Source organism: Virgibacillus halodenitrificans (assembly GCF_001878675.1).
GTDB lineage: Bacteria > Bacillota > Bacilli > Bacillales > Amphibacillaceae > Virgibacillus_Q > Virgibacillus_Q halodenitrificans.
Genome location: NZ_CP017962.1, coordinates 755350 through 768364 on the forward strand (window position 1 = coordinate 755350; position 13015 = coordinate 768364).

The window sequence follows — 13015 nt, forward strand, 5'->3', positions numbered from 1 at the left end:
GAAAGTTCATTTTCTTCTACCGTTTTTTTCTTGAAAATTAATCTAAATGCTTTGCTGTTTTTTTATAATCAGCCGTTTCTTTCGATTTCCAAGAACAGAAACAACACTATGTAAAAGCATTCCAAAAATCACTAGTCCTATTCCGATAAATGATAAAGCACTTGGTAATGGTGCACTTAACAACAGTAGCTCGCCAAATAACGCGAAAATAACCTCTCCGGATTGAGTAGCCTCCACGCCGGCAAGCTTATGATTATCATCTTGCACAAGCTCTGCAGCATAAAAAAATAAAGCAGTAGCGATAATGCCTGAGGACACTGCAACAATAAATGTTTGCCCCACCTGGGCACCGGAAGGTAAACCATCTACGAAGATTCCGTACACAGCCAAAACGATCCAAAAAGGCATGGAGGCAATTGTCATACCAAGGAGACGTTGAAAAGTGGTTAGCTCACCTTGAACTAAAAGCATCATTTTGCGATTGCCAAGTGGGTAAGCAAACGCAGAAATAACGAGTGGAATAACACATAGTAATACATTCGTCATTGGAACTGTGGTAGCGTGCTCCATTTGCATAATGAATATTCCTGCAAGGATAATCAGTGAAATGAAAACACTTTGAATGGGGATGCGTTGTTTCACTTTTTGACTTAAAAAAGGAACAAGCAAAGACCCTGCAATAATGGTTAATTGAAATGTAGCAGCGACTAGCCAGCCAGGCCCATATATTGTTGCGAAAGTAAGTGGAGCATAGAAGAGACCAAACCCTATTGTACTCCATAAGAACCAGGGTATAGGGTGCCTCTTTATATGGTTAATTACTGGTTTTATTTTCCGGGTTGTTCCCAAGAAAATTCCCAAAATAGGTAACATAAACATAAAGCGCAGGGAAGCACTCCAAACCCAGTGTCCACCTTCCAATTCCATTAAGCGATTTAATACAAATGTTACCGAAAAAAATAATGCTGCCAAAAGGCCAATTAAGATTGCTTTCATGATGTATTCACCTCAATAAAAATAGATGAGCAGGGGGAGATTAATCCCGCCTGCTCTACCTTATAAAACTAAACATACTTTGCTTCTGTGAAACTAAAACATTAATTCCGTGTTTAAAATTTTGTGCAATAAATACAATATATCGAATATTAATAAATCGGTCAATAGAAAATAATAAATTTTCAGTTATTTTACAGGGCGCAAATATAAATAGCATAGAGATGCTGTTTAATTCATACTATGTTAGCGTATCGCTATTTAAAGGGAGAATAAAATTATAAAATAACGAATGCTTATTCAATGGTTTTTTAAAGAGAAGCAGGATGATGGAAATATGTGGCGAATTATATAAATAGGATACGATGAGCAGCGTTACAACAACGAAGAAGGAAGTGATCTTGTGGAAACTTTGCCGATATGGTTCTGGATTGTTTATTCTACCTTTATCCTGCTCACTCTAGGGACTGCTATATTTAGTAATTTCAAAGAGGATAGAATACCACTTGCTTATATAACCATTATTCTCTCTTTTGCTTTACCTTTGGTGAGTTTTTTATTCAGCATTGGTAGAGGGGATAATGACAACGAATTTTCTTATATGATGAAAGAGGTGGCAGATGGCAGCCTGACTGCTATTATGCTTATTTTAGGGTATATTTATTTAACAACTTGGTTGGTACTTTTTATAAAGGATAACTTTGGACAATACATTTCTAAATTATCTGGGTTGTTGACCACAAAAATCAAAAATTCACCATACCTGCACAGAAAACAGGACGGTGCATAAAACATTAAATCCTATGAATAAAAATTCCTCACAATACTCAATTTAAAGTGAGGAGGTGCTATGAATGGGAAGAGATCGACAAGAAAAAAAGTTAAAACAAAGCGGCCGTGTAGAATCTGATCGTGATGTAGGATTACGTTATAAGGGTGCTACAAAGATGTCAGGTCCAGAGGAAGCTAGAAGGTTGAATGACGGTAATAAGTAAAAAATGGAAAAAAGCGATCATAATTGATCGCTTTTTATTCTATTTAATTTTAATAATGATTTTCCCCTTAGCATGATGGGTTTCACTAAGCTCGTGTGCTTTTCTTAAGCCTTCTTCACCCAATGGAAATGTATTCCCAATCACTGGCTTAATTACTCCTTTTTCCATTAACTCAGCAATTTCACTTAATTGCTTACCATTTTCTTTTAACCAAATTGAGTCTGCTTTAATATCTTTTTCAGTAGCTAATTCTTTATTTGGTGCTTGTACAATGGAGACTAGCTTACCGCCATTTTTTAAAACCTTAAAGCTTTTCTCCTGGATTTCTCCACCCATCGTATCTACTACAATATCGTAATCAGACAGCTTGTCTGAAAAATCTTCTTCTTTATAATTAATAAATTCATCTACACCTAGTTCTTTTAATAAAGCTTTATTTTTTTCGCTTGCTGTAGAAGCAACATATGCGCCGAAGTGTTTGGCAATTTGAATAGCAAAACTTCCAACACCGCCTGCTCCCGCATGTATTAATACTTTGTCACCTTCTTTCACTTCGGAGAAATCGACAAGGCACTGCCATGCAGTGAGACCAGCTAGTGGAACTGCAGCAGCTTCATCGAATGTAATATTTTCAGGGAGCTTTGCAAGTAAATCCTCTTCTACAGGAACGTATTCGGCATAGGTACCGTTGGCGGTCGTAGCAGGACGTGCAAAGACGCGGTCTCCAACAGTAAAGTCAGTTACATTACTACCAATCTCCTTTATTATGCCTGCTGCGTCCCAGCCAAGGATGATAGGGAATTCAAAAGGAATATTATCCTTTAAATAACCTGCTCTGATCTTCCAATCAATAGGGTTAATTGATGTCGCGTGCAATTCAACTAAAACTTGATTATCCTTTATAGTAGGTACTGCTACATTGCTTTCAGTTAATTTGTCAGCAGGACCATATTCATCTATAATAATTGCTTTCATTCTAAAACCTTCTCTCCTATGAATTACAGTAGTTTGGCAACTTTTTCTGCTTATTTGCCAAAACATATGTTTAATATAGTAGTTTCCCGGATATGAGAAAAATTAATCATGAAAGAAGGGATGAATATGAGTGAAAAAATATATTCCTTTGCTCCAGTTTTACCAGAACGACCAAAGGTTCTAATACTCGGATCAATGCCTGGGGGGATGTCTTTAAAGAAGCAACAATATTATGGGAACCCCAGAAATCATTTTTGGCCTATTATGTTTGAATTATTCCATCAAGAGACCTTAGAAGACTATGAAGCAAAGTTAGCCTTTATAAAAAAACAAGGGATTGCACTTTGGGATACGATCGGCAGTTGTTATCGAGAGGGTAGCTTGGACACGAATATAGTAAATGAGGAGCCGAATGCTATTGCAGAATTGGTGAGTAAATATCCATCTCTAGGTTTGATTGTTTGTAATGGAGGGAAGTCGTATCAAACATTTAAAAAGCATTTTTCCAAAGAATTATTTGGCAAAGTAGATGTTAGAAAGCTACCTTCTACAAGCCCAATACCTGGTAGATATACAAAAACTTTTGCTGGTAAAGTAGAGGAATGGAAAGTCATTTTCGATCACCTGGATAATTAGAAATTGTTTTAGAAGGCAAATAAAAAGGGTAGTGAAAGATAAGTTAGTTTAATTGTCGAAAAAATGGTACAATGGAAGCAGAAGAGGTTATTTATGAGTAATCTTAATAAATAGTAAGTATTTTGAACTATATTTCCTATTTGCTGAAATGATGAATAAATTGCTCAGCGAATTAATAAACTTACATTGGTTGTAAAAAATCGCTCCATAAACGAGTCGCAAGCGGCATCCTGCGACTCGGACTGCTATCCACAAGGTGTGGCGACTGGTTCAGGGGTTAAATCAATCCAGATTCTCCTGTTCCTGTCGGCAGGGCGCTTACTTTTTTTCTCGGCTGTTTACGATCAGTAATACCAATGTGGCAAACATGAACATCAACTGAAGAGTTGTGTCAAACGGTATCATATTTGTCCCCCCTTTCTTAGGGTTTTTTCGCCAAGTAAAAGATATGCTTAACTGAAACCGAAGCCTCACCCTGCATAGCATGTCATTATCATTATACTACAAACAAGTCAATAATAGGTTTAATTTACAGAAAATGGTACATTATTCACAAATTCAGAAAATATAGGTAGTTTTACCTTGATGCTATGAAGTGTACATAATCAATTAACAAGCCACGAAGGATATAATCCATCCTTCGTGGCTTGTTAATTATTTAGGTTAGCAGGTTTGCTTTTATTATTTAATATTTATATGCTTTTCCGCCTCATCTTTATATTTTCTATAATAGGTAATCATAGATTCGAGTGACATTTTGAAATCAGGGCAAAGAATAGTAGTCGATTTTAGATCCGCAAGTGTTTGTGAACAATCATATGAGGAATAAGTTGTGAAGTAGTCCATTGCTTCTTTTTCAACTTGTAGCCATTTGCGTATCATCGTAAATGAAAGGCCAAATCTTGCTAGCTGTAGTGGTAGTACACCACGTGGAATCTTTGTCAGGTAAGTCTCTGATAACATTTTTTGTAGTTCTCTCATTGTATACGGTTTTGGATCAGTAAGATGATAGGTTTTACCTGTTCCTACAGTGGCTAAAGAAAGGTAGCTTGTAGCTTTTAATACATAATCAACTGGAACAAAGTTGCCTTCCGCATTTCCATGGCCAATGTAGGGTATTGTTGGCGAAAAACGAAGGTGATCGAGTAAGTTCAACATGAAGTAAATTCCATCAAATTTAGTTGTTTTCCCTGTTTCTGAATGCCCTCGAACAATTCCAGGTCGGATAATGGTTATAGGGAGTACTTCTTTTTCATTTTCTACCACTACTTCTGCTTCGTATTTTGTTTGTTCATAATAATTTTTAAAAGCTTGACCTTTCATTAACTCTTTCTCATAAATCCTACCCTCTCTCTTACCGGAAACATAGGCAGTACTAAAGTAAACATATCGCTGTAATGCTTTAATAGTATGAGCCCATTTGGTTACATTTTCGGTTCCTTTTACATTTACTTGGAAGGCAAGGTCTTTTTCCACCGCAAGGTCATAAATGGCTGCTAAATGGAAAATATGGGTTATTTTCCACTGTAGCTCATTGTTTTTGTCGAAGTTGATACCGAGGTCTTCCTTTGTAATATCTCCCACAATAACTTCGAAGAGACTCTCCTCTATTCGGTTTTCTAAACAAAAATAACTTATTTCCTGTAGTGCTTTTTTCTCTTGGTTAGGTAAAACTAGCAAAGAAATCTTGTCAATACTTGGTTTATAATCTTTAATAAGTTGGTTAATAAGATTTCCGGCGATAAAGCCTGGGAATCCTGTCACAAAAAAATGGTAATTCATATCAGGCCGCCTCCTTGGTTATGTATCTAAGCTAATTATAGTATACCATGAACCTTGAATATTCTAATTTTTATATACTCTTCCATTGCATTGCATAGATAACTTCCGTATACTATTTTTAATTAAAAATTTTTAAATGGACTTATCATATTCAATGTGTGCTTCATGAGGGAAATATAGTTGGGGGGATTATGTGAATAACAGCTTGGTATTACAAACCGATTTTGGATTAAGTGATGGGGCAGTCAGTGCTATGTATGGTGTAGCCATATCTGTACAGCCAGATCTATCTATTTTTGATTTAACTCATGATATACCTCAGTTTAATATTTGGGAAGCTTCTTATAGGCTATATCAGACAATCAGTTATTGGCCTGAAGGTACGGTATTTGTCTCTGTGGTTGATCCGGGAGTCGGAACAGAGAGGCTCAGTGTGGTAGCTAGAACAAAAAGTAATCATTATATCGTAACACCTGATAATGGTACATTAACCCACATTGATCATCATATAGGTATTGTAGAAGCGCGTGTTATTGATGAAGAAGTTAACCGGCTGCCAAAGTCAGGTGAATCATACACGTTTCACGGACGAGATGTATATGTGTATACTGGTGCTAGGCTTGCATCTGCTAAAATTCCTTATGAAAATGTAGGACCAATGGTTAAGGTAGATGAATTGGTTAGACTTTCAATTCATGATGCAATAATGGAAAACCAACAAATTAATGGAACGATTGATATATTGGATGTTCGCTTCGGAAATTTATGGACAAATATTCATAAGGAGCTTCTTCGGGATACAGGTATCCAATACGGGGATCAATTGGAAGTAACTATTACTCATAATGGTAATCAGGTATATAGAAATAATATGTCATTTGGTCGTTCTTTTGCAGATAGCAGATTAGGGGAACCGCTTGTCTATGTAAACTCTGTTGATAATTTGGCAATTGCGCTTAATCAGGGTTCATTTGCTCAAGCATATAATATTCGTACAGGATCTAATTGGAAAATTCACCTTACATATAGTCAACAGGAGGAGGGCGAGAAGTGAAGGAAAACTTTCTCAAAGAAGCGTTATGCAGGAGCTATGATGATATATATGATTATAACGGGGTGTCAGGTGAAAGGATAGCAAGTAGGTTAGGACAGCTTGCAATGATTGGTCTTACAGAAGATAGAGGTTCAAACCGCCCAGGATATTCCCGAGCAGAAAAGGAAGCCAAGGATTTAGTTTCGGATTGGATGCATAAGGCTGGTTTAGATGTTTATATGGATGGTGCAGGGAATGTTTTCGGAAGATGCAAAGGTAATAAGGTGACACAACCTGCAATCCTGTGTGGCTCACATCTCGATAGTGTTCCAAATGGTGGCCATTTTGACGGCCCCCTTGGGGTAATAGCTGCTTTAGAGGTTGTGGAAGCATGGAAGGAAACAGGGTATAACCCTGAGAAGCCTTTTGAAATAGCTGTTTTCAGTGACGAGGAGGGTGCTCGTTTTAATGGAGGGCTTAATGGCAGTGAAGCAATTGTCGGAAAAGGCAGCTTAGCAGAAAAAATGGAGCTTGTAGACGGAGAAGGTAGGAGCTTTTCAGAAGTTTTGCAGGATGTTGGATTATCTGTAGACAGCTATGCTGGGGCTAAGAGAGATATGGAGGAAATAGAATTATTTGTTGAAGTACATATTGAACAAGGGAAGCGGCTGGAAAAAGAAAATCTCCCATGTGGGATTGTAACTGGTATTGCAGGACCATGTTGGCTAGAGGTTACCTTTCATGGAGAGGCAGGTCATGCTGGAAACACACCTATGGAAGACCGTAAAGATGCTTTGGTGGCAGCAGCAGCCTTCATTCAAACAGTTCATACCTTACCACAGCAAGTGAGTGATTCTGCAGTTGCTACAATAGGTAAAATGAAGGTCAAGCCCAACGGAGTAAATGTAATTCCTGGGGAAGTTTCTTTATATGTGGATATACGTGATATTACACAAGAGCGAAGAGATAGTTTAGTCACACTAGTGTTGGCAACGGCAAATAAAATTGCTGCTGATTATAAAGTAACTGTAGAACATGATGAAAAAATGCGTGTAGCCCCTGTCCCAATTGATGAAGGTAAGCAAGCGTTATTAGTTGAAACAATGGAAGAAGAGCTTATTCGGCCTTATCATTTACCAAGTGGTGCAGGTCATGATGCAATGATTCTTGGAAGTGAAATTCCTGTAGCAATGCTATTTACCAGAAGTAAAGAAGGGGTCAGTCATAATCCTGCTGAGTGGTCTGATTTAAATGATTGTGTTCAAACCATTCATGTTCTAAAAAAATTCATCGAAAAGTTAAATAGTGAAAATTAAACTGTCATGGATTTGTGATATATATTACAGATAGCTAGAGTTTTTATCTATTATAATATTAGTGAAGCTTATAAAGTAGGTGTTCCTATTGATTGATATTATTTTAGATGAATTTCACTTTTCTACGTTATGGAATGGTGGAATATTATTATTTCTTTTATTTGGCCTGATTATTTACTTTTTTCTTTTACCTAATGACGGGCAGGCTTCTCGTGGAAAAGCCGTCTTGTTTATTGCAAGTATGATCATATTGTTTCTTGCAATAGCTAGTCCGTTAAACGTTATAGCTAGAATTAAATTCAGTAGTCATGTGATTCAATTGGTGTTATTGCTACTGGTAGTACCACCACTTTTTCTTGCAGGCTTTAAGCCTGAAATTATTAAATTGGTAAGAGAATATAGATTATTGGATAAAATTATCTCCATCTCGACAAATCCGGTAGTAGCCTTTCTATTGTTTTATAGCCTATTTTATCTCTACCATATACCAGTAATCTTCAATTATGTGCGTATTGACTTATTTTTGAATTATGTCTATATACTTATATTATTTAATGCTGCTCTGTTGTTATGGATTTCTATTTTGTATGGAAAAATAAAGCGAATCGGCTTATACATCTTTGCCAATATACTTGCATTCCTACCTTTTATACTTGTATTAATGGTAGCAAAAAACAGTTTGTATTCAGTTTACACAGACATAAATCTTTTTATGAGTGCCCTTGCTCTCTGCTTACCTGATTGGGATACGATACCAGAAGACTTTTTTGCTTCTTTATTACCTTTTAACCCAGTGATTGAACAAATAAAAGGTGGAGTTATCTTTTTAGTTAGTCAGTTAGCTTTTTTTATTGGCATTATACTATATAAAAATAAAGTAAAATGAAAACTCTCCTGGATGGGAGAGTTTTTTCTTTAGGAAATTTCAATATAAGGTATATAATTGGAAATGCATATTATTTTATTATGGATAAACGCTAGGTTTAAGGATATTTAGGAATAGAGGTAGAATTTATGAAAAATAGTTGGAAAATATACAGTAGAGACATGAGAAATATTAGTAAAAACTGGGTGGCAGCAATTTTAATCGGTGGATTAATTGTGCTTCCATCTTTGTATGCATGGTTCAATATTAAAGCATCGTGGGATCCTTATGGGCAGACCGATCAAATCCCTATCGGAATCGTAAATGAAGATATAGGTGCTGAAGTGGAGGGTGAAAATATTGACGTAGGTAAGGAACTCGTCAAAACACTCAAAAAAAATAAATCCATGGACTGGCAATTTACAACGAGGGATAAAGCTATGGATAAAGTGGAATATGGAGATTATTATGCGGTAATTGTAATACCAAAAGACTTTTCCGAAAAGCTGACTTCAGTCGTATCAGGAAAACCCAGAAAGTCAGAAATGGAATATTATGTGAATGAAAAGATAAACGCCATCGCCCCAAAAATTACCGATAAGGGAGCAAGCGTTATTGTTAATGAAATAAGCAGTAAGTTTATTTCTACTGTCAATGGAGTTATTTTTGAAATGTTTAATAATTTGGGAGTGGAATTAGAGAAGGATTTGCCAGATATTCAAAAGTTTGAGAACTACATATTTGAAATGGAAAAACAATTGCCAAAGTCCTACGAGCTTATTCAGGATTCCCTAGGTGATGCAAAAAAAGCGCAAACTGTTATAGACAATGCACAAAATAAACTTCCACAGGCAAAGGACGTTACGAACCAAGGTCTCCAAACTATTGATGATACTACTGCCATCCTCTCAGAAGGAGAGAAAAAGCTTAATGAGATGGCACCCAAAATAAAGCAAGACTTAAAGAAGGCTCAACAAGTAGCAAGTGATGTTAATAATTTTCTTTCAGATGTGGATAACGTGGAGGTTGATTTCTCTAAACAAGAAGAATTAAATAAACTGTTGGATGAACGTGTAGACGAGGCGATAGGCAGTCTGGGAACAGTGGAAGAAGCGCTAAAACAACTGAAACAATTAAATAATGATGAACAAAATAATGGGAATCAAGAGGAAGAACAACCTTCTGAAGCCGAGAACCCTAGCGGAAAAGAAGAGCAACAGGAAATAATCGATAGAGCAATAACCAATGTAAGTACATTAAAAGATGCACTTAAAGAAGTACAGGGCAATGCTCAAGAAATTTCCAACTTTGCAAATGAGAAAAAAGATCAAGTGAATAGCATTTTTAAAGATTTACAGGAGTTATCTGCAAATACAAATAACCGAATTGGAGACTTTCTGACGGAATATGAGGAAGAAATAGAACCTACAGTTCGGAAACAAATTAGCTCTGCTAAAGAAACATTAAAAAATGGTCGAGCAATACTTGTAGATATTAAGAAGACAATCCCGGAAGTTGAAAGAATTTTAAACAGCACAGAAGCAAATCTTTCTGACGGAAAAGATATGTTGGAATACATGGAAGGCCAATATCCTTATGTAAATGATAAAATAAATGAACTGGCGGATAAAATTCGTAATATACAAGGAGAAACAGATATTAACGAAATAATACAGTTACTGCAAAACGATCCGAAAGCCGAGAAAGGATTTTTTGCTGAGCCAGTAAAATTAAATAAAAATGAGTTATTCCCCATCCCAAACTATGGATCAGGTATGACTCCTTTCTATACGGTGCTTGCTATTTGGGTGGGAGCATTACTGCTAATTTCTTTATTAGCCACGGATGTACATGATATAAATTCCTATACAGCAAGAGAAAGATATTATGGTAAATTATTCACTTTCTTCTCAATTGGTATATTACAAACTCTGATTGTTACAAGTGGAGATATTTTGCTATTGGATGCATATGTAGCTGAACCGGGCTGGTTTATTCTTTTCGGTCTAATCATTAGCCTGGTATTTATGTCGATTGTATATACAGTAGTTACTGTGTTTGGTGATGTTGGAAAAGCGATGGCGATTATAATGCTGGTACTACAAATCGCTGGTGCAGGCGGGACTTATCCTGTGGTATTACTACCAAGCTTCTTCCAGAAAATTAATCCTTTCCTTCCTTTCACTTATGCTATTGACTTAATGAGAGAGGCAGTTGGTGGTATTGTCTGGGATCGAGCAATACATGACTTGTTATTTCTTCTCCTGTTTGGTTTGGCGTTCTTGATTTTAGGTACACTTTTTAAAGAAAGAATTAACAGGCAAACACATAAGTTAATGGAGAAATCAAAAAAAGCAGGTTTGTTTCATTAAAGATCTATATAAAGGGAAACTAACGAAGATTAACTTTTGAGCTTTCCTTTAGTTAGTGGTTTATAAAGTAAGTCAAAGAGGGTATATCTTTTTTGCCAGAGTATTAAGATAAATTATGGTAAAATAGGGTATAGGTAATGAAGGAGTGATACTTTGCAAATTAATGAGCAGGCTAGAAATGAATTACTTTCAGAAGTAAATGGACTGACAGCAGAGCATTTGAATCAGAAACCTTCGAAAAATGAATGGTCTATTAAGGAAATACTCGAACATCTTTATTTAATGGAAGGCGCCATTACTGAATCAATTCAGAAACAGTTGGCCTCCCCAGAAATAAATGTGGTGAAGGAAAAACCAATAGAGCTTACGGTTAATCGTGATACAAAGGTGGATGCTCCATCATTTGCTGTACCAAGCGAGGATTACGCTACTCTTGACGAATTGAAAGAAAAGCTTGCTTATACACATGGGAATTTGGAAAAACTAGTTGAAAATGAAGATAAAATGGCAATGAAAAATAAAGCATTCCCCCATCCTGTTTTTGGAGATATGAGTTTGGACCAGTGGATCCCCTTTATCGCATATCATGAAATGCGACATACCGACCAAATAAAAGAAGTGAAAAAGAAGTTAGGAATATAACTACAAAGAAACGGACAGCCCTTTGCTGTCCGTTTCTTTGTTGCTGTGAAATATTAGCTAAAGACATATAATAATTCACCATGTAGATAAACTCCGGACTAACTTGGTTGTATATTAATATCAAAACGAATTATTGATACAGTTCAACAAATTACAGTTCATAGTGTTGTTAACATCTACCAATGGATCGTTCTTTTATCCCGATTTATTTTCTGTATAATAGATATATAGGATCATAGAGGAGGTGTTGCATTGACTAAAAAGAAAAAACGTTGGTTACAAGCAGGGGTCAGTTTAATTACTATCCTACTAATTATAGATGTAATTGCTGGGGTTTATTTTTATAACTTGGCAATTGAGCGTAATGTAAAAGATTTTCTGGTTGGCAATTCGGACCTTGAAGTCTCTGCAGAGGCAATGGATGTCTTTACTGAAGGAGATTGGAGAGACTGGGTAAGAGATCAGGAATTTGAACAAATGGAAATGACCTCTTATGATGGTTTGAAGCTAAAAGGATATTTTTTGAAAGCTAAAAAGCCTACAGACAAAACAGTTGTTTTAGCACACGGTTACTTAGGTCGGGCCACAGATATGGGGTTATATGGCCAATATTATTATGAAAACTTAGGATACAACATTTTTATGCCTGATTTCCGTGGTCACGGTCAAAGTGAAGGCGATTATATTGGTTTTGGTTGGCATGATCGCCTTGATTTAATAGATTGGATTCATATACTATCTACTAAACTTGGACCAGACTCAGAGTATGTTTTACATGGTGTATCCATGGGCGCAGCATCCGTTTTAATGGCAAGTGGAGAAGAAGAATTACCGAAAAGTGTAAAAGCAATTATTTCTGATAGCCCTTATACAAGTGTATATGATATGTTTAAGTACCAATTAGGTCGAATGTATCACGTACCGGCATTTCCTGTGTTACCAACAACGAGTGTAGTTACAAAAATAAAAGCCGGATATTCCTTGAAAGAGGCTTCCGCGTTAAAACAAGTACAAAAAGCAGAAGTTCCGATTCTGTATATCCATGGCAATGCTGATACATTTGTACCTACTTCGATGGCTGAAAAGCTGTACAAAAATACTAGCAGTGAAAAAGATTTCATATCATTTGATAATGCCGGGCACGGCGAAGCCTTTGTAACAAAAAAGGATAAATATGTAGATAAACTGAACAGCTTTTTGGAGAAATATATAAACTAATAATTTTTCTATATGTAATAAATTCCTTATTTAAAGATCATCTGCCTTGTGTAGTTGATCTTTTTTTATTTGATGTTATATACAATAAAATGCATATTAATAAGATTTAAAAGCAAAAAACTACGTTTATATTGTATATTTATAAATAAATATTAATATTTATACTTGATTAATTTCTTCAATAAAAC

General features: G+C 35.9%; 12 protein-coding genes. 9 read left to right on the forward strand and 3 right to left on the reverse strand.

The genetic code is table 11. The features are described 5' to 3' along the window. Positions 1 to 42: 42 nt before the first annotated feature. Entirely contained in the window at positions 43 to 996 is a 954-nt protein-coding gene (locus tag BME96_RS03920; protein ID WP_071648328.1) for a DMT family transporter, read from the reverse strand. A gap of 400 nt (positions 997 to 1396) precedes the next feature. Between BME96_RS03920 and BME96_RS03925 the strand changes: the two genes are divergently transcribed. Together BME96_RS03925 and BME96_RS03930 are read left to right on the forward strand one after the other, a co-directional pair. After that, a complete protein-coding gene (locus BME96_RS03925) occupies positions 1397 to 1783 on the forward strand; it encodes a hypothetical protein (RefSeq protein ID WP_071648329.1) in 387 nt (128 codons plus the stop codon). Positions 1784 to 1847: 64 nt separating this feature from the next. Then, entirely contained in the window at positions 1848 to 1988 is a 141-nt protein-coding gene (locus tag BME96_RS03930) for a YpzI family protein (RefSeq protein WP_019377092.1), read from the forward strand. Positions 1989 to 2027: 39 nt separating this feature from the next. Here BME96_RS03930 and BME96_RS03935 read toward each other — a convergent pair whose 3' ends face one another. Continuing rightward, on the reverse strand, positions 2028 to 2963 hold the full coding sequence (locus BME96_RS03935; RefSeq protein WP_071648330.1) for an NADP-dependent oxidoreductase: 936 nt from the start codon (positions 2961 to 2963) through the stop codon (positions 2028 to 2030). Positions 2964 to 3089: 126 nt separating this feature from the next. Here BME96_RS03935 and BME96_RS03940 point away from each other — a divergent pair, with 126 nt between their 5' ends. Next, on the forward strand, positions 3090 to 3599 hold the full coding sequence (locus BME96_RS03940; protein WP_071648331.1) for a DNA-deoxyinosine glycosylase: 510 nt from the start codon (positions 3090 to 3092) through the stop codon (positions 3597 to 3599). Between the two features lie 681 nt (positions 3600 to 4280). Here BME96_RS03940 and BME96_RS03945 read toward each other — a convergent pair. Continuing rightward, positions 4281 to 5381 carry an SDR family oxidoreductase gene (locus tag BME96_RS03945; RefSeq protein ID WP_071648332.1) on the reverse strand — a complete coding sequence of 367 codons (1101 nt, stop codon included), beginning with the start codon at positions 5379 to 5381 and terminating at the stop codon, positions 4281 to 4283. Positions 5382 to 5574: 193 nt separating this feature from the next. Between BME96_RS03945 and BME96_RS03950 the strand changes: the two genes are divergently transcribed. The 6 genes from BME96_RS03950 (at position 5575) to BME96_RS03975 (ending at position 12827) form a co-directional block, all read left to right on the forward strand. Further along, the gene (locus BME96_RS03950; RefSeq protein ID WP_071648333.1) at positions 5575 to 6435 is read left to right on the forward strand and encodes an SAM hydrolase/SAM-dependent halogenase family protein; all 861 of its coding nucleotides are present in this window, start codon (positions 5575 to 5577) and stop codon (positions 6433 to 6435) included. Continuing rightward, entirely contained in the window at positions 6432 to 7730 is a 1299-nt protein-coding gene (locus BME96_RS03955; protein WP_071648334.1) for a M20 family metallo-hydrolase, read from the forward strand. Before BME96_RS03950 ends, BME96_RS03955 begins: the two co-directional genes overlap by 4 nt. An 88-nt stretch (positions 7731 to 7818) precedes the next feature. Next, positions 7819 to 8616, forward strand: a complete 798-nt coding sequence (locus BME96_RS03960; RefSeq protein WP_071648335.1) for a cytochrome c oxidase assembly protein — start codon at positions 7819 to 7821, stop codon at positions 8614 to 8616. A 128-nt stretch (positions 8617 to 8744) separates the two neighbouring features. Then, positions 8745 to 10967, forward strand: coding sequence for a YhgE/Pip domain-containing protein (locus tag BME96_RS03965; protein WP_071648337.1), 2223 nt, complete (start codon positions 8745 to 8747; stop codon positions 10965 to 10967). Between the two features lie 153 nt (positions 10968 to 11120). After that, the gene (locus BME96_RS03970) at positions 11121 to 11609 is read left to right on the forward strand and encodes a DinB family protein (RefSeq protein ID WP_060680310.1); all 489 of its coding nucleotides are present in this window, start codon (positions 11121 to 11123) and stop codon (positions 11607 to 11609) included. Positions 11610 to 11861: 252 nt separating this feature from the next. After that, the gene (locus BME96_RS03975; RefSeq protein ID WP_071648339.1) at positions 11862 to 12827 is read left to right on the forward strand and encodes an alpha/beta hydrolase; all 966 of its coding nucleotides are present in this window, start codon (positions 11862 to 11864) and stop codon (positions 12825 to 12827) included. Positions 12828 to 13015 lie beyond the last annotated feature (188 nt).

Excerpts from the sequence above, each read along its gene's own strand:
- BME96_RS03940 (WP_071648331.1), top strand. The coding sequence starts at position 3,090 with ATGAGTGAAAAAATATATTCCTTTGCTCCAGTTTTACCAGAACGACCA.
- BME96_RS03935 (WP_071648330.1), bottom strand. The coding sequence starts at position 2,963 with ATGAAAGCAATTATTATAGATGAATATGGTCCTGCTGACAAATTAACT.
- BME96_RS03945 (WP_071648332.1), bottom strand. The coding sequence starts at position 5,381 with ATGAATTACCATTTTTTTGTGACAGGATTCCCAGGCTTTATCGCCGGA.
- BME96_RS03920 (WP_071648328.1), bottom strand. The coding sequence starts at position 996 with ATGAAAGCAATCTTAATTGGCCTTTTGGCAGCATTATTTTTTTCGGTA.
- BME96_RS03965 (WP_071648337.1), top strand. The coding sequence starts at position 8,745 with ATGAAAAATAGTTGGAAAATATACAGTAGAGACATGAGAAATATTAGT.
- BME96_RS03930 (WP_019377092.1), top strand. The coding sequence starts at position 1,848 with ATGGGAAGAGATCGACAAGAAAAAAAGTTAAAACAAAGCGGCCGTGTA.